The organism is Hyphomonadaceae bacterium ML37 (assembly GCA_027627685.1).
GTDB lineage: Bacteria > Pseudomonadota > Alphaproteobacteria > Caulobacterales > Maricaulaceae > Oceanicaulis.
The window spans coordinates 66413-83257 of record CP091241.1 but is presented as its reverse complement, the minus strand read 5'-3'; the positions used below and the strand labels follow the sequence as shown (position 1 = coordinate 83257).

At 66.1% G+C, this 16845-nt stretch carries 20 protein-coding genes; 14 read left to right on the top strand and 6 right to left on the bottom strand.

The window, feature by feature from the left end:
• Positions 1–120 precede the first annotated feature (120 nt).
• Complete coding sequence (locus tag L2D01_00460) at positions 121–447, top strand: hypothetical protein (protein WBQ10257.1); 327 nt, start codon at positions 121–123, stop codon at positions 445–447.
• 182 nt (positions 448–629) lie between these two features.
• Here the strand turns inward: L2D01_00460 and accD are convergent, their stop codons facing one another.
• Together accD and trpA are read right to left on the bottom strand one after the other, a co-directional pair.
• Positions 630–1508: an acetyl-CoA carboxylase, carboxyltransferase subunit beta gene (gene accD / locus L2D01_00455; protein ID WBQ10256.1), complete on the bottom strand. Its 879-nt coding sequence runs from the start codon at positions 1506–1508 to the stop codon at positions 630–632.
• Between the two features lie 72 nt (positions 1509–1580).
• A complete protein-coding gene (gene trpA / locus L2D01_00450) occupies positions 1581–2375 on the bottom strand; it encodes a tryptophan synthase subunit alpha (protein WBQ10255.1) in 795 nt (264 codons plus the stop codon).
• 167 nt (positions 2376–2542) lie between these two features.
• Between trpA and L2D01_00445 the strand changes: the two genes are divergently transcribed.
• Entirely contained in the window at positions 2543–3502 is a 960-nt protein-coding gene (locus L2D01_00445) for a DUF3883 domain-containing protein (protein ID WBQ10254.1), read from the top strand.
• Between the two features lie 112 nt (positions 3503–3614).
• A complete protein-coding gene (locus L2D01_00440) occupies positions 3615–3872 on the top strand; it encodes a hypothetical protein (GenBank protein ID WBQ10253.1) in 258 nt (85 codons plus the stop codon).
• Here L2D01_00440 and lepA read toward each other — a convergent pair.
• Complete coding sequence (gene lepA / locus L2D01_00435) at positions 3869–5677, bottom strand: translation elongation factor 4 (GenBank protein ID WBQ10252.1); 1809 nt, start codon at positions 5675–5677, stop codon at positions 3869–3871. The two genes, L2D01_00440 and lepA, sit on opposite strands and share 4 nt — an antisense overlap.
• Positions 5678–6120: 443 nt before the next feature.
• On the opposite strand from lepA, the gene L2D01_00430 reads away from it, so the two are divergent.
• The 10 genes from L2D01_00430 (at position 6121) to L2D01_00385 (ending at position 13834) form a co-directional block, all read left to right on the top strand.
• Entirely contained in the window at positions 6121–6771 is a 651-nt protein-coding gene (locus tag L2D01_00430) for a DUF1134 domain-containing protein (protein WBQ10251.1), read from the top strand.
• A gap of 125 nt (positions 6772–6896) precedes the next feature.
• Positions 6897–8234 (top strand): hypothetical protein, encoded by a 1338-nt coding sequence (locus tag L2D01_00425; GenBank protein WBQ10250.1) that lies wholly within the window; start codon positions 6897–6899, stop codon positions 8232–8234.
• Between the two features lies 1 nt (position 8235).
• Complete coding sequence (locus L2D01_00420; GenBank protein WBQ10249.1) at positions 8236–8601, top strand: hypothetical protein; 366 nt, start codon at positions 8236–8238, stop codon at positions 8599–8601.
• Between the two features lie 240 nt (positions 8602–8841).
• Positions 8842–10554, top strand: coding sequence for a 30S ribosomal protein S1 (gene rpsA / locus L2D01_00415; GenBank protein ID WBQ10248.1), 1713 nt, complete (start codon positions 8842–8844; stop codon positions 10552–10554).
• Between the two features lie 140 nt (positions 10555–10694).
• Entirely contained in the window at positions 10695–10979 is a 285-nt protein-coding gene (locus tag L2D01_00410; GenBank protein WBQ10247.1) for an integration host factor subunit beta, read from the top strand.
• 11 nt (positions 10980–10990) lie between these two features.
• Positions 10991–11749: a hypothetical protein gene (locus L2D01_00405; protein WBQ10246.1), complete on the top strand. Its 759-nt coding sequence runs from the start codon at positions 10991–10993 to the stop codon at positions 11747–11749.
• 71 nt (positions 11750–11820) lie between these two features.
• Positions 11821–12261 (top strand): large conductance mechanosensitive channel protein MscL, encoded by a 441-nt coding sequence (gene mscL, locus L2D01_00400; protein ID WBQ10245.1) that lies wholly within the window; start codon positions 11821–11823, stop codon positions 12259–12261.
• Between the two features lie 75 nt (positions 12262–12336).
• A complete protein-coding gene (gene ccmC / locus L2D01_00395) occupies positions 12337–13083 on the top strand; it encodes a heme ABC transporter permease CcmC (protein ID WBQ10244.1) in 747 nt (248 codons plus the stop codon).
• Positions 13080–13274 (top strand): heme exporter protein CcmD, encoded by a 195-nt coding sequence (gene ccmD, locus L2D01_00390; GenBank protein WBQ10243.1) that lies wholly within the window; start codon positions 13080–13082, stop codon positions 13272–13274. Before ccmC ends, ccmD begins: the two co-directional genes overlap by 4 nt.
• On the top strand, positions 13271–13834 hold the full coding sequence (locus L2D01_00385; GenBank protein ID WBQ10242.1) for a DsbE family thiol:disulfide interchange protein: 564 nt from the start codon (positions 13271–13273) through the stop codon (positions 13832–13834). Before ccmD ends, L2D01_00385 begins: the two co-directional genes overlap by 4 nt.
• Before the next feature lie 2 nt (positions 13835–13836).
• Here L2D01_00385 and L2D01_00380 read toward each other — a convergent pair whose 3' ends face one another.
• Positions 13837–14325 carry a MarR family transcriptional regulator gene (locus L2D01_00380; protein ID WBQ10241.1) on the bottom strand — a complete coding sequence of 163 codons (489 nt, stop codon included), beginning with the start codon at positions 14323–14325 and terminating at the stop codon, positions 13837–13839.
• 184 nt (positions 14326–14509) lie between these two features.
• Between L2D01_00380 and L2D01_00375 the strand changes: the two genes are divergently transcribed.
• Positions 14510–15046: an NUDIX hydrolase gene (locus L2D01_00375; protein ID WBQ10240.1), complete on the top strand. Its 537-nt coding sequence runs from the start codon at positions 14510–14512 to the stop codon at positions 15044–15046.
• Here the strand turns inward: L2D01_00375 and L2D01_00370 are convergent.
• Together L2D01_00370 and L2D01_00365 are read right to left on the bottom strand one after the other, a co-directional pair.
• Positions 15009–15440, bottom strand: coding sequence for a BLUF domain-containing protein (locus L2D01_00370; protein WBQ10239.1), 432 nt, complete (start codon positions 15438–15440; stop codon positions 15009–15011). The two genes, L2D01_00375 and L2D01_00370, sit on opposite strands and share 38 nt — an antisense overlap.
• Positions 15346–16743, bottom strand: coding sequence for a hypothetical protein (locus tag L2D01_00365; protein WBQ10238.1), 1398 nt, complete (start codon positions 16741–16743; stop codon positions 15346–15348). Before L2D01_00365 ends, L2D01_00370 begins: the two co-directional genes overlap by 95 nt.
• Positions 16744–16845 lie beyond the last annotated feature (102 nt).

Sequence of the window (16845 nt, the reverse complement as noted above, 5' to 3'; positions counted from 1 at the left end):
ATGGGTCCCGGTTCGCCCCGCCTCACGGCCGGGGCGCCCGGGAAAACAGCTATCAATTCACCCCTCATTCATCCCCGCCCCGCCAGCCTTCCCCCGTCATTCGCGACAAAGGAGGCGGGGATGCTCATGGGCGGCCTCAACACGCTGGCGGCGCTGGCGCTGGCGTCTGCGAACACCCACGGACACGGGGCGGACCTCGCCCCGGACTGCACCTATAACGGCCAGGCGCTGCAGGGCCGGGTGAAAGTGGTCACGAGCTTTCCCGATATCCGCGTCCAGATGGTCACCAGCTTCCCGGACCTGCGCGTGCAATGGGTGGACAGCTTCCCTGACGCGTGCGGCCGCTGGCGCGAGGTGGACAGCTTCCCCGACTTCACCATCCAGTACGTGACAAGCTTCCCTGATCTGCGGGTGCAGGCGGTGGAGAGTTTTCCAGGGTTGAGGTGACCTGACGGCGGGGCTCACCGCGCCCCCCCCCGTGTTTTCCCGGAAACCGCGAAGCGGTTATCCGGGACCCATCCCGACACAGTTGACCCGCCGTGACAGCGGAAAGCATCGGTGGATGGGTCCCGGGTCGGCTGCGCCGCCCGGGAAAGCAAGGAGCGGGTGATTTACCTCCCCTACCCCCCCTACGCCTCCACCTTCGCCGGTAAATTCGACGCCGCAGGCCGCTTGAGCAGCACGCGCAACAGATTGCCCAGCGTTTTGGGCAGGTCCTTGCGGGGGACGACCTTGTCCACCATGCCTTTGGCCAGGAGGTATTCGGAGCGCTGGAAGCCTTCGGGGAGTTTTTCGCGGATGGTTTGTTCGATCACGCGCTGGCCGGCGAAGCCGATGAGGGCGCCCGGTTCGGCGATATGGACATCGCCCAGCATGGCGTAGCTGGCCGTCACCCCGCCCGTGGTGGGGTCGGTGAGCACGACGATATAGGGCAGGCGCGCGTCTTTCAGCATTTCCACGCCCAGCGTGGTGCGCGGCATCTGCATCAGGGAGAGGCAGCCCTCCTGCATGCGGGCGCCCCCCGCGGCGGTGAACACCACCAGCGGCGTGCGCCGGGCGACGGCGGTTTCGCAGGCGCGGATGAAGGCCTCGCCCGCGCCCATGCCCAGCGAGCCGCCCATGAAGGCGAAATCCTGCACCAGCACGGTAGTTTCCACGCCGCGGATCGAGCCCACGCCGATGGCCATGGCGTCATCGCGACCGGTCTTCTTGCGCGCGGCGGTCAGGCGGCTGGTATAGGGCTTGTCATCGCGGAATTTGAGCGGGTCGCGGGGCACGTCGGGCAGGGCGATATCGGCCCAGGCGCCGTCAAACGTGTATTTGAAGCGCAGGGCCGGGCCGATGCGCATGTGATGGCCGGCGGGCGTGACATGCAGGCCCGCTTCGAGATCCTTGGTGAACACCATCTCGCCCGACAGCGGGCATTTCACCCAGAGATTTTCCGGCGTGTCGCGCTTGTCGAACATTTTCTGGACGCCCGGCGGGGTCAGTCTCTGCAGCCAGCTCATTGATGCCTCGCTCTTGTCTGATCCTGAAGCGGAGCGCCGTGACAGCGCGGCCCGCCCGGGGCGTTTATCGGTCTATGCGCGCGCCTGATGGGTGGCGTGCGCCAGGTCGCGCGCGATGGTCAGGGCGGCCTCAGCCCCGTGCACCTCCAGCGCCTCGACAATGGCCGATCCGACCACCACGGCGTCGGCGACTGTCGCGATCTCGGCGGCGCGCCCCGGTGTTTTTACGCCAAAACCCACCGCCACGGGAAGCCCGCTGGCCGCGCGCACCCGCGCCACGGCGCCGGCGATGTCGGATGTGGCGCCCGATCCGGCGCCCGTGACGCCGGTGGTGGAGACGTAATAGACAAAGCCCGAGCAGTGCGCGGCCACCTGGGGCAGGCGCGCATCATCGGTGGTGGGGGCGGCCAGGCGCACGAAGGCGAGCCCGCCGGCTTCCAGCGCCGTGCGCAGGGGCGCATCCTCCTCAGGGGGAATATCCACACAGATCACCCCGTCGGCGCCAGCGGCGGCGGCGGCCAGCGCAAACGCCTCATACCCCATGGCGTGAAACGGGTTGGCATAGCCCATCAGGATCACCGGCGTATCGGGATGGGTGGCGCGAAAGCGCGCCGTGAGGTCCAGCACGCCTGCCAGCGTCATGCCCCCGGCCAGCGCCCGGATCGCCGCGCGCTGGATCACCGGGCCGTCGGCCATGGGATCGGTGAACGGCACGCCGAGTTCCAGTATGTCCGCCCCCGCATCGGCGAGGCCGCGCATCATGGACAGCGTCGTCTCCACATCCGGATCGCCGGCCATGACATAGGCGACAAACCCGGCGCGGCCTTGCGCCCGCAACCCCTCAAACACCGCCGCCAGCCGCGTCATCCAAACCCCTTCCGGTCGTGCCTGCAAACCCCGCAACGCTCCGAGCGCGCGAGAGCGGCCAGCTTCACGATGAGCGGAGGCGGGTCAAGCGGGGGGATGCAGGGGGATGGACAATACGCGGCGGCCGCCGTCAGATTGCGCACTTGAGATTCTGACGGATGGGGGCCGTGGCGAAGTACGGAACGAATTGGAGCGACGCCGAGCTGGACGCCATCATCGGCGACTATTTCGCCATGCTCGCCGCCGAGCAATCGGGCCAATCTTACGTCAAGTCGCACCATGCCAAGGCCTTGATGGAGGCTATTGGCCGAACCCATCGCTCCGTTGAATTCAAGCACATGAACATCTCAGCGGTTCTGGGCGAACTCGGCATGCCGACGATCCGCGGTTACCGCCCGAAACCCAATTATCAGAACGCGATTTTTGATGCGGTTGACCGCTATGTCACCGCCCACCCTGAAGTTTTGGATTGGGGCCGGGTGGGAGCGGGCCTCATGGAAGCAGCCTCGCGCTCGCCCGAAAACGCCAGACTCTTTGGAATGTCCGAAGCGCAGTCGACTTTCGGCGACGAAGGTTCGCCAGCGCCTGGGCGCTCTCCCGACACAGCCGGACTCTTCGCAACGTCGGAAGCGCAAACGATTGTGGTGGACGATGACCCGCCAGAACCCGGCGCACCGAGAACGCCCCGCCCGCCGGGCCTTGAGCGTCTGGTGCGCAAATTCGATCCCGTTGCCCGGGATTTTCGCAATCGCCAGCTCGGCCTAGCTGGCGAGTCCATGCTGGTCGACTTTGAGCGCCGCAGGCTCACAGCTCTCGACCGTCCCGACCTCGCCAGAAAAGTGCGCTGGGTCTCGCAAGAGGATGGCGATGGCGCGGGCTACGACATTCATTCCTTCAACGCCCGTGGCGAAGATCGCTTGCTGGAAGTCAAAACGACGCGTGGCGCGCGCACCACGCCGTTCTTTCTCACCCGTAATGAGGTTTCACTGGCGGAAGAGAGGCCGGATAATTTCAGGCTCTGCCGCCTCTATGAAGTCGCGCAGGCGCCGCGTCTGTATCGCGTGAAGCCGCCGCTGGAGTCGGCGCTCACAATGGAGCCGGAGGCGTGGCGGGCCTCCGTTGGGTAGAAATTGACAATAGCCAACGCCTGGCCATACGATATTTTATTGCGCGTTGGTGTTGTTATTGAGCGCCGCCGCTCACGCCCCTGTGCGACAGGCGCCTAAAGCGACAAGGCCGATGTCTGTTGATCGCGATAAATTTCGAGACTGGGTGAACGCAGCGAACCAGTGCCTGCTTCGCGACTACCTGATCGATTTCGAGGATGCCGGGCTGGGATTAGACGATCTCGAGCGCTACTTCGCACATTCTGCGGAGCCGTACGACTTCGTGCAATACTTTGCTGAAAAATACGACCTTATTTGGTTTGATTGGTATGCAGGCAAAATTGGTCCAATGAAGCCCCTGTTCAAAGAGCCCCGCCCGCAAGTCCCCTAATCCTGATCCATTTTCAGCGCCGCAATAAACGCTTCCTGCGGGATTTCCACATTGCCGTACTGGCGCATTTTCTTTTTGCCGGCCTTTTGCTTGTCCAGCAGTTTGCGTTTGCGGCTGGCGTCGCCGCCATAGCATTTGGCGGTCACGTCCTTGCGCAGGGCGGCGATGGTTTCGCGGGCGATGACGCGGCCGCCAATGGCGGCCTGGATCGGGATTTTGAACTGGTGGCGCGGGATCAGGTCTTTGAGGCGTTCGCACATGCCGCGGCCGCGCATGTCGGCGCGGGTGCGGTGCACGATCATGGACAGGGCGTCCACCGGCTCCTCATTGACCAGCACCGACATGCGCACGAGGTCGCCCTCGCGGTGCTCGATGAACTGATAGTCGAAGCTGGCGTAGCCCTTGGTCACGGATTTGAGCCGGTCATAGAAATCGAACACCACCTCGTTGAGGGGCAGTTCATAGACCAGCATGGCGCGGCTGCCCGCATAGGTGAGGTCGCGCTGGATGCCGCGCCGGTCCTCGCACAGTTTCAGAACGCCGCCCAGATACTCGTCGGGCACCAATATCGTGGCCTTGATCCAGGGCTCTGAAATGGTCTCGATCTTCACCGGGTCGGGCATGTCGGCGGGGTTGTGCAGGTCCAGAACCGTGCCGTCGGTCAGCTTCATCTTGTAGATCACCGAGGGCGCGGTGGTGATCAGGTCGACATTGTATTCACGCTCCAGCCGCTCGCGGATCACCTCGAGATGCAGGAGCCCGAGGAAGCCGCAGCGGAAGCCGAAGCCCAGGGCGGCGGAGGATTCCATTTCAAAGCTGAACGAGGCGTCATTGAGCGCCAGGCGCTCCACCGCGTCGCGCAGATCGTCAAACTCGTTTGAATCCACCGGGAACAGGCCGCAGAACACCACCGGCACGGCGGGTTTGAAGCCCGGCAGGGCGGCGGCTGTGGGGCGTTTTTCCTCGGTGATGGTATCGCCCACGCGCGCATCGCGCACCTGTTTGATGGAGGCGTTGAGGAAGCCGATCTCGCCGGGCCCCAGCGCCGCCACGATTTCCTTGGCCGGGCGGAACACGCCCACCCCGTCCACGCCATAGCTGGCGCCCGCGCCCATCAGGCGCACGCGCATGCCTTTTTTCAGCGTGCCTTCCATGATGCGCACCAGGCAGATCACGCCCAGATACGGATCATACCAGCTGTCCACGAGCAGGGCTTTGAGCGGCGCGTCCGGATCGCCGGCCTTGGGCGGGGGCAGGCGGGTGACGATGGCTTCCAGCACGGTGTCGATCCCCAGCCCCGTCTTGGCGGAGATTTCCAGCGCGTCATGGGCCTCGATGCCGATCACGTCCTCGATCTGCTCGCGCACCCGGTCGGGGTCGGCGGCTGGCAGGTCGATCTTGTTGAGCACCGGCACGATTTCCAGATTCACGTCCATGGCCTGATAGACATTGGCCAGGGTCTGGGCCTCCACGCCCTGGGCTGCGTCCACCACCAGCAGCGCGCCCTCGCAGGCGTAAAGCGAGCGCGAGACCTCGTAGGCGAAGTCCACGTGTCCGGGCGTGTCGATCAGGTTGAGCACATAGGTCTTGCCGTCTTTGGCCGGGTATTCCAGCCGCACGGTCTGGGCCTTGATGGTGATGCCGCGCTCTTTCTCGATATCCATGTTGTCGAGGACCTGTTCGGTCATCTCGCGCGCGGTCAGCCCGCCCGTCGTCTGGATCAGACGGTCGGCAAGCGTGGATTTGCCGTGGTCGATATGGGCCACGATGGAGAAATTGCGGATCAGGGCGGGATCTGTGCTCATGGCGCGGGAGTTAGCACTGGCGCCGCCCCGCGCCAAGCGGAACAGGCGGTGAGGCGGGTGCGATACGTGACTCTGCCAACTCTGGGCTTGGCCCAAGGGGCCCAAGCGATGCCCCGTGGGCGGCTCTGGCCTGAAAACCCGGAGGTCAAACCTCCCCATCGTTCCATGCTGGAAGATCACGCAAGGCGATCGCAGACTGTCAAGGACGGCCCTGCGGGCCGCCGCCCTGCGGCGACCGAGCCAGGCTCCGTCGTCCTTGACAGCCTGCGACGCTTGCGAAAATGGCCCGGCAAGGATCGACGGCGAGGTAAGGTCAGATATCGCTGAAGAGCCCCGCCCGTTAACCCCTCGCTAACCCTTGCGCCCAAAGCCTGCCGTAATCCTGCGCGACGGTGGCCGGGTAAGCCATCGCGCGCTGCCGCGCCGAGTTGAGGACCGCCCTGATGACCTTTTCCCTCCCCCTTCGCGCCGCCGCTGCCCTGGCGATTGCGGCCATGCTGGGCGCCTGCAGCGCCACAGGTTCGGGCCAGTCCAGCGCCCGCGCCGAGGCCGGGCCGCGCGGTGATCAGCCTGAATACGGACAGCCCAGCGAATACCAGTCAGACATCGACACCTATTCCCAGGACGAGCTGGTGGAGGCGGCAGCTGATTTCTTCGGCGTCACTGCGGAAGCCGCCGCCAGCGCGCTGGAGCGCGTGTTCTCCGATCTGGGCCGTCCCGTGGGCTATATCGCGGGTGAAGAGCTGTCCGCCGCTATCGGTGTGGGCCTGCGCTATGGCGAGGGCTATCTGGTGATGAAATCGGGCGAGCCGCGCCGCAAGGTGTACTGGCAGGGTCCGTCGGTGGGGTTTGACGCCGGCGGCAATGCCAGCCGGGTGTTCACCTTGGTCTATAATCTCTACGACACCGATCTGCTCTATCAGCGCTTTCCCGGCGTGGAGGGCTCAGCTTACTTCGTGGCGGGTCTGGGCGTGAATTATCAGCGCGCCGACGACATCACCCTGGCGCCGATCCGCTCGGGCGTGGGCTTCCGGGCTGGGGCGAATGTGGGCTATCTGGCCTATTCGCGCCAACGCAATTGGGTGCCCTTCTGACCCTGAGCGCGATTTAAGGGTTAACGCCCCTCGCCCCCGCGCCCGCGCCGGGCTAGAGTGAGCGCCACACGCGTTGCGCAAGGCCTGAGGGGGCGGCAGCGCCGGCTGGTGGGGAGAGCGCGCCCATGGGCGAGAGCCTGTCTGTGACAACCTGGTTTGCCGCCGGCCTCGCCGCCGGGCTGATCCTGGCGCTGATCGTGTTCATCGCGCGCGCCAGCGCGCGGCCCCTGATCAGCGCCATCCTGCGCGCGGCCACCTTCCCCTACCGGCTGATCCTGCGCCTGCTGGGCGCCGGGCGGCGCACGGCGGCGAATGTGGGTGATGAGGCGGTGGAAGCCGTCGCGGCGGCGGCGGTGTCCGGCCACCACACCCTGACCGAAACCGCGCTGGGCAATGATTTCGCCCACGAGGAAAGCTTCATTTCGCGCCGGGGCGTGTTCTTCAACTGGATGTCGGTGCGCGTGGGATACATGCGCATGCCCGAGGAGCTGACCGACGATCTGGCCAAAGACTACGCCAAGCTGGCCAACACATTCCTGGCCGGCCGGGTGCCCATCGAGGCCGACCCGCGCGCCCTGTTCGAGGATGTGGAAGGCGCGGTGATCGCGCGCCAGTTCCACGACTCCGACAGCGGGGTTCTGTATCTCCTCAATGAGAGCCGCAAGCTGATGAACGCCAATGTGCGCAAGCTGGCGATCTGGTTCTCGCTCATTCTGGGCGGGGTGCTGCTCATCAATATCGTCCTGAACGACACCGGCGTGATTGCAGCCCTGAGCCCGATTTCCGACGAGGCCGCCGGGCCGATTACCGGCGCGCAGCTGTCCTCGCTCATTGCAGGCGCGGGCTCGTGCGCGCTGGCGGCGCTGGTGATGTGGGCGCTCTATTATGCCGAATACAGCCCGTACCAGCGCAACACCGCTCGCGAGACGGCCAATTTCCTCACCCGCTATCTCGCCCGGGTGAACGACCATTACCGCACCGCCATCGGCAAAGCCAAATCGGTCACGGTGGGTCAGGAGCGCGATTCCAAACAGCTCGCCGACGAGGCCCGGCTGTGGGCGCTGAACATCAACTGGTTCGCCCTGCGGGTCTTTTTCATCGAGACCTATGTGCGCAACATCGTGTTCCAGATCCGGCGCAATTCCAGCTATTACCTGATCTTCGTGCCGGCGGCCTTTCTGGGCGCGCTGGCGGGATTGCTCGCCATCCTCGCCTCCTTCACCGGCCTCAGCCCGTTTGACACCATTGCGGCGCTGGGCTGGGTGTTCATCATCCTCTTCATCCTGGTGGCTGCGCTCTACGCGTTTTTCCTCACCAGCTCGATGAAATGCCTCGATGAAATCGACCAGGGCGAATGGATCAGCTTCCACACCCTGCGCCTCAACGCCGTGCTGGGCGAGGTGGTGGGCAAATACGCCGAGGATGTGGGCTATTGGAAGAACCGCGTCGGCGGCGGGCTTTAGGGTGATCGAAGCGTCCTGCCATTGCGGCGATGTCCGCCTGCGCATCGAGACAGCGCCGGAGACGGTGAATAACTGCCAGTGTTCGATCTGCCGGCGTTATGGCGCGCTGTGGGCGTATTATCATCCCTCGCAGGTGCAGATCGCGCTGAGCGGGGCGGCGACCGACACCTATATCTGGGGTGATCGCGAGATCATGTTTCACCGGTGCGCGCGGTGCGGCTGCGTGACCCACTGGTCCGGCGTCCCGCCCGAGCCCAAGCCCGAACGTCTGGGCGTCAACGCCCGCCTGATGGCGCCCGACGTGCTGGCCGGCGCCGTCGTGCTGCGCAATGGCCAGCCGGTCAGCGGGCCGCAGACACCCCCCTGAGCTTGCACTGGACGCGGCGATGGCGTAGATACGCGCGCGCTTCCGGCCCGCCGGAGCTCACTCGCCGGGCGGCCTTGGCCGTCCATGTCATCCACCCGCGCCTGACCGCCCGCAAGACCGGGACGGACAGCGCCAGACCCCGCGTTTGCGCCGCCGCGCTGCCCAGCAGCCCCGCGCGCCGCCCTTGAAGGGGCGGCTTCTTTCGCAAACCGAAACCGTCTCACGTTAAGAAAGCAATCCATGTCTCAAACCTCCACCGCGGCCCCGAGCCGTGAAGACTTTTCCCAGATGCTGGAAGCGAGCCTCGCCGGCCGCGACCTGATGGAAGGCTCGGTCGTTCAGGGCCGCGTCACCTCTGTTGAAAACGACATCGTCATCATCGATGTCGGTCTGAAGACCGAAGGGCGCATTTCCGTGCGCGAATTTGCAGGACCCGGCGGCGGCGCTCCCAAGGCGGGCGACACGGTCGAAGTGTTCCTGGAGCGCATCGAGAACGCCATGGGCGAAGCGGTCCTGTCGCGCGACAAGGCGCGCCGCGAAGAGGCCTGGGATCGTCTGGAGCAGCAGTTTGAAGGCAAGGAGCCGGTCACCGGCGCCATTGTCGGCCGGGTCAAGGGCGGGTTCACCGTCGATCTGGGCGGCGCCAGCGCCTTCCTGCCGGGCAGCCAGGTGGACATCCGCCCCGTGCGCGACGTCACCCCGCTGATGAACAAGGAACAGCCCTTCGCGATCCTGAAAATGGACCGTCCGCGCGGCAATATCGTGGTGTCGCGCCGCGCTGTTCTGGAAGAATCCCGCGCCGAGCAGCGCGCCGAGCTGGTCGGTCAGCTGGCCGAGGGCGAAGTGCGCGAAGGCGTGGTCAAGAACATCACCGATTACGGCGCGTTCGTGGATCTGGGCGGCATTGACGGCCTGCTCCATGTCACCGACATGAGCTGGAGCCGCGTGGGCCACCCCAGCGAAGTGGTCGAAGTCGGCCAGACGATGAAAGTCCAGATCATCAAGATCAACAAGGACACCCAGCGCATCTCGCTGGGCATGAAGCAGCTGCAGTCCGACCCCTGGGAAGGCGTGGGCGCCAAATATCCGGTGGGCGCGACCTTTACGGGCCGCGTGACCAATATCGCCGAGTACGGCGCCTTCGTGGAGCTGGAGCCGGGCGTGGAAGGCCTGGTCCACGTCTCGGAGATGAGCTGGACCAAGAAGAACATCCACCCGGGCAAGATCGTCTCCACCTCCCAGGAAGTGGAAGTCATGGTGCTGGACGTGGATTCGGAAAAACGCCGCGTCTCGCTGGGCATCAAGCAGACCCAGCGCAATCCGTGGGAAATCTTCGCTGAAACCCACCCGGCGGGCGCCGAGGTCGAGGGCGAGGTCAAGAACATCACCGAGTTCGGCCTGTTCATCGGCGTGGACGAGGAGATTGACGGCATGGTGCACCTGTCGGATCTCGACTGGGACCGCGCCGGCGAAGACGCCATCCAGGACTACAAGAAGGGCGATATCGTCCGCGCCAAGGTGCTCGACGTGGATATCGAGAAGGAGCGCGTCTCCCTCGGCGTCAAGCAGCTGGCCGGCGATCCGATGGAAGACGGCGCCTACAAGCGCGGTCAGACCGTCACCTGCACCGTGACCGAAGTCACCACCGGCGGCATCGAAGTGGCGCTGGGGCCCGACAATCAGGTCAAGGCCTTCATCCGCAAGTCCGATCTGTCGCGTGACCGCGCCGAACAGCGCCCCGAGCGCTTTGCGGTGGGCGACAAGGTGGACGCGCGCGTCACCCAGATCGACAAGGCCACCCGCCGGGTGTCGGTGTCGGTCAAGGCGCTCGAAATGGCCGAGGAAAAAGACGCCGTGGAACAGTACGGTTCGTCGGATTCCGGCGCCTCGCTGGGCGATATCCTGGGCGCCGCGCTGAAAAAGCAGGAAGCCACCAAGAAAGACGGCGAATAGCGCCGGCGCGCCATCGTTGTTGATCCTACAGCCCCCGGCGCGGACCCGCGCCGGGGGTTTTTCTTTACCGGGATCAATTTTTGGCGATTGACGCGACTTGTCCGGACTCCCTAAAGTCGTATCCGGCAAGGGGTCTTCTCATGATCAAATCCGAACTCATCGACCAACTCGCACAGGCGCATCCTCATCTCTACCAGAAGGATCTGGAGCGCGTTGTGAACACTGTTCTGGAAGAAATCGCCGCCGCGCTCGAACGCGGCGACCGGGTGGAGCTGCGCGGCTTCGGCGCCTTCTCCGTCCGCCACCGTCCGCCGCGCGAGGGCCGCAACCCGCGCACCGGCGAACAGGTGTCGGTCAAGGAAAAGCACGTGCCCTTCTTCAAGACCGGCAAGGAATTGCGCGAGCGGGTGGACGGCAAGGGCTGAGGGCCTGCGGCGTGAGCCACGACGCCAAACTCGCCCTGCTGCCGCATCTCGATCACGCGGCGATACTCAAAGTGTATCAGGACGCACCCGGCGACGAGCTGGGATCGGGCAAGTTCAACAACCCCGCCTCATCGGCTGCGCTGGCGGCGAATGTCTTCGGCTATTTCCTGACCGACCCTTCGGCGTGCGACCTGTCCATTGCGGGCGCGCCGGGAGAGGGCGTTCGCACGGTTGCGCTGGAGGCCGTGGTCCGTTTCGGCTGGAGGGGCGGGCGCCATCCCTGTCTGGACGCTCTGGTCGCCGGTGACGACTGGCTGGTCGGCGTCGAGGCCAAGCGATACGAGCCCTTCCGAGCCAAGTCCGCGGCGCGCTTTTCCAGCGCCTTTGACCGGGACGTCTGGGGCGCGCTGCCGGGCTGGAATGACGTGCGGCGCAAACTCCAGGGCGGCGATCTTCGCTTCGCCATGCTGGACGCGGCCCAGCTGATCAAGCACGCGCTGGCGCTGAGCGAAGAGGGCCGCAGAACCGGGCGGGACTGGCGCCTGATCTACACCTATGCCGAGCCCGGCGCCTGGCCTGACGGCCGCCTGATCGACGCACGGCGTCATCACGCCCACCGCGCCGAGATTGACCGCTTCGCCGCTGCGCTGGGCGCGGACGCCGCGCGCTTCCACGCCGTCAGCTATCGCGCCCTGCTGTCGTCTTGGGCGGATCAGGAGTTACGCGCCGGGAAGCACGCCCGCGCCGTGCTGGAGGCTTTTGATCTGTAGGGAATTTTCGTTGCGGGCACGGATTGATCAGGCGATCATGGCGCCAGTCCTGGCTGAGGGAGGATGCCCCCATGTTCAATGAATTCAAAGCCTTCGCCATGCGCGGCAATGTGGTCGACCTGGGTGTCGGCTTCATTCTGGGCGGGGCGTTCACCAGCATCGTCACCTCGTTCGTGAACGACATCCTGATGCCGCCCATCGGGCTGGCGCTGGGCGGGGTGGATTTCGCCAACCTGTTTCTGGCGCTGGACCGGGCCGAGTACGCCAGCCTGGCCGCCGCGCGCGAGGCGGGCGCCGCGACGATCAATTATGGCCTGTTCATCAATGCGGTGATCAGCTTTGTCATCGTTGCGTTCGCCCTGTTTCTGCTGGTGCGCGCCATGAACCGGCTGGCGGCGCTGGGCAAGGCCGAAGAGGCCGAGGCCAAGACCCCCGAAGCGCCCGCCAAGCCCGCCGATGTGGCGCTGCTGGAAGAGATCCGCGACCTGCTGGCCCGGCGCGCAGACCCATAGCGCGTCGCAGGGCCGCAGCCGCCAGGCGCGCGAGCGATCTTGCCCCGGCGGGTGCGGACCGCTAGGTCAGCACACATGTGGAGCTATCTGGCCAATCCCGAACGCTTCGAGCGCCTGGCGCGCGTGCTGACGCCCGTCATGTGGGCGCTGGCGCTCGTTCTGTTTCTGGCGGGCATCCCCTGGGCGCTGGTGATCTCGCCGCCGGACTATCAGCAGGCCGACACCGTGCGCATCATGTATGTCCACGTGCCGGCCGCATGGCTGGCCATGGCGGCCTATGCCGGCATGGGCGCGGCGAGCTTCGTGTATTTCATCTGGCGCCATAACCTGGCGGACCTCGCCGCCCGGGCGCTGGCGCCGGTGGGGGCCGTGTTCGCCTTTCTGTGCCTGGTCACCGGCGCGATCTGGGGCCGGCCCATGTGGGGCGCCTGGTGGGTGTGGGATGCGCGCCTGACCTCCATGCTGGTGCTGTTTTTGCTGTTCCTCGGCTATATCGCCCTGCGCGCCGCCATCGAGGACGAGCGCCTGGCCGCCCGTTCGGGGGCCATTCTGGCCATGGCCGGGCTGATCAATCTGCCCATCATCAAATTCTCCGTGGACTGGTGGAATACGCTGCACCAGCCCGCCAGCGTCATTCGCTTTGACGGGCCGACCATTCACGCCAGCCAGCTCTGGCCGCTGCTCGTGATGGCGCTGGCGTTTACCGCCCTGATGACCGCGCTGGTGCTCACCGCCATGCGCACGCTCATTGCGCAGCGCCGCGCCGATGTCCTCCTGCGCCGGCGCGAACAGCGCCTGGAAGCCGAGGAGCTGGCGTTATGAGCGCGGTCGCTGATTGGGCCGCCATGGGCGGCTATGCCGGCTGGGTCTGGGGGGCGTGGGGCGTCACGGCGCTGTGCGTGGGCGCGCTCACAATTTTCACCCTGCGCCGCAGCGCGCAGACGCGCGCAAGACTGGCGGCGCTGGAGGCCGAGATGGCGCGCGCCCCCGGGCATGATGACAGAGCGCCATGAACCGGCTGATCGTCTGGGCGCCGCTGGCGGTGATTGCGCTCATTCTGGCGGCGCTGGCCGTCGCCCTGCTGGCGCCCTCGCCCGGTCACGACATTCATGAAGGCCGGCCCCTGCCCCAAATGGCGCTGGAAGAGTTTCGCGGCGGACGCGGCGCCTACGATCCGGCGGCGGTAGAGGGTCCGTACCTGCTCAATATCTGGGGATCGTGGTGCCCGCCCTGCCGGGTGGAGCATCCGGTGCTGATGGCGCTGCACGCGTCCGGCGCGCCCATCTACGGCATTGTCTATCGCGACCGGCCCGAGCGCGCACGCGCCTTTCTGGCCGAGCTGGGCGATCCGTTCCAGGGGCTGGCCGATGATCCGGAGGGCCGCGCCGCGTTCGAGCTGGGCGTCACCGGCGCGCCGGAAACCTTCGTGATCGATGGTGAGGGCCGCATTCGCGCGCGCTGGCGCGGGGCGCTGACCGACATTGTCTGGATGCGGCATCTGGAGCCCGCCTGGCGCGAAGCCGGGGGCGCGCCGGTGGACCCTGAGGCCCTGCGCGAGGCGTCGCGCTGGTAGGACTATTTGTCCTTTTTCTTCTTCTTTTTCTTCTTCTTGTCGCCGGCCTTCTTGTCCGACTTGGCGTCCTTGGCTTCGGCCCTTGCCGCCTCGGCGCCCAGATCCACGGCGCGGGAAATCCGTGCGAGCGCCTCGGCGAAGCTGGCGCGCTTGTTCTTGGGCAAAGCCGACAGGATCGCGTCGTCAGCGGCGCGCGCGCCGTCAATGGCGGTCTGGTACAGGGCGCGGCCTTCATCGGTGAAGCGCACAGCGTTGGCGCGTCCGTCGCCTTCGGCCTTTTCGCGCAGCAACAGGCCCTTGGCCGCCATGCGCGACACCAGCTCGGCGAGCGTGGAGCGGTCAATCCCGGTGGCCTGCACCAGCTGGGTCTGGGTCAGGCCTTCGGCGTCATGCACCGCGCACAGCACGGCGAACTGGCGCTGGGTCAGCTCCACGCCGCCGGTCGCCTCGGAAAACCGCTCGGATGCGAATTGCTGGGCGCGATGAAGCAAGTGCCCCGGAGAGGCGGTAAGGTCGAACCTCAACGCCTCTGATTTGCTAGATTGCCCCATGCTTGACCTGCCCTCAGACCACGGATTGTGTGCACTCTACGCGAATTTCGTGACGATTCAATTATATCCCGCTCCTTGTACGGATGAAGGACGCGGCGCGCCGCCGCTTTCGGAGAGCCCCGCCATGACAGACCGCGCGCCCCGGTTCGAATTGAAGACCCCTGACGGCGAGGACCGCGCGCGGCGCGTGTGCGCCGAGTGCGGCTTCATCGACTACGTCAATCCCAAGATCGTGGCGGGCGCGGTCGTCACGGATGATCGCGGGCGTATCCTGATCTGCCGCCGGGCGATTGAGCCGGGCAAGGGCCTGTGGACCCTGCCGGCCGGCTATATGGAGACCGGTGAAAGCGTGGAGCAGGCTGCGATGCGCGAGGCGCGCGAGGAGGCTATGGCGGAGATCGCGCTGGAGGGCCTGATTGCGGTCTATTCGGTGCCGCGCATTTCCCAGGTGCAGATATTCTTCCGCGCCCGGCTTCTGTCATCCATTGCTCCGGGTCCGGAAAGCCTGGAGGTGAGCCTTCGCCGGTGGGACGATCTGCCGATGGATGCGCTGGCCTTTCCCTCGGTGCGCTGGGCGCTGGATGACTGGCGCGCGGCGCAAAGCCAGACCGCGCCGGTTCCGGTCATGCGCACGCAGATGGCTGATGGAAGCGCTGCCTGACATCGTCCGGCCCGTCGGACGCCGGAACGCTGAGCACGGACAGATTGGCGGCCGCGAAGGCGAGGCGCGCGGACAGCTCCATGGGCCCGGCGCGCTCCCAGCTGGTGGCGGCGTCGGCGGGCAGCGGCGCGGCGGCGGCGTCCATGAAGGCCATGGACCAGTTGTCGAACATGCGCGTGGACGCCGGGGTGCGCCACAGAATCTGGAACATCCCGTGGCGTACATCCACCTCGATATTGTCCAGCAGGATATCCACCGAGGCGGCTGTGCCTTCCAGCAACTGGATGAACCGCCCCCGGTCATAGATCAGCACGCCTGTGATTCCGAGTTTCGGATTGGTCCGGGCGCACGATTCCAGGATCGAGGCGAGCTCGGCTCGGAACGCGCCTTCCATGCGGCTGATCAGGCTGGTCGACTGGTAGACGACGCGGATCAGCGGTTCGGCGGATGGCGTTGTCATGAGGACATCCTTTTTTGCGGCGCCGCGGCCAAATTGGCCTCGGCAGCGAGGTCGAAGCGATAGGGCGCACGCATCGTGCGCGTCTCAGAGCCCACGAGGGGCCCTGTAATGTAATGGCCGCCGGCGTCAGCGCAGCCATCAGCTGGTCGGCGCGGGTGCACTGGCTGACCGCGCATCGGGCGCCCAGGCGGGCGGCGTCGGCGTGCAGGCGCGCCATCGCGTCCTGAACCCGGGCATTGATGAGCGCGGGCGCGCGATATTCAAACACATCCACGCGCGCATCCACAAACCGGTCGAGCCGGACCTGTTCCAGATCAATCTCGAAAATCACCCGCCAGAACACCGCCTTGGCGCTGCGGCAGACTTCGGTGAGGCGGGTATAGGGCGCGCCCGCCGGGGCGCCGCGCACAATCAGCATCAGGGCGCCGCGCGCGCCGGACGACAGCGTGCTGAACGCCGCCAGATAGGGAAGGCGGTATTTGAGCGTGGCCAGCGTCTCGTAATGCACCGGAACGGCCAGCACGCCGCGCGGGCGGGCGGGCGCCTCGCACCAGGCCCGCCCCGCCGCCTGGAGGACGCGCCGGTCCAGCTCCATGCGCATGGCCGGCCCGCCCTGGGACGGGGCGAGAGAGGCGCCGCGCAAGGTGACGCCGTTTGACGGCGTGCGCGCTTGCGGCGTGACCTCGTGCAGCGCCACAAAGCCGCTGGCCGCCGTCCATACCGGCTCATAGGTCAGACGGAAGGGTGGCAGCCTGGGCGGCTCGGCCGGGCGAAGGGCGCGCGGCGCTTCGGGTTCGTCAGGCGCGGCTTCTATGGCTTCGTGAGCGGCAGCGGCGGCCGCCATAGCGGGCGATTCCACGGCGGAAAACAGGCTGGACGCCGGCAGGGACGCGACAGAAGCCGCGACGCTCAATCCGTCAAAATCCTCGACGCCGAGGAAGAAGGCTTTCAATTCGCTCTGGATGCGTTCTGTAAAGACATGGGCCGTCTCGTCCCGGTCCGGTCCGGGCAGGACCATGAAACCGGTGGCGGCGCGCATGACCATGTCGCCCGGTCCGATGCGGCGCTGGATAAAGGCCTGGCACACATCGAAAATGCGCTCGCGGACCTTGGGCCAGCGTTCGCCATAGCGTTCACGCAGCGGGTCGAGATTGATGAACTCGATCCGCGTGGTTTCCAGCGGATCGCGGCCCTTCACAGAGGCGCGGTAAGACGCGAGGGCTGCCAGCAGATCCATCCTTCCACGCGCCACCCATTTCCGCTTCTGGCCGGGGCGGTGATACGCGCCGGCACAGGGTCTTTGTGCAACGTGACGGGTTAATGACGCTCTGCGCACCTG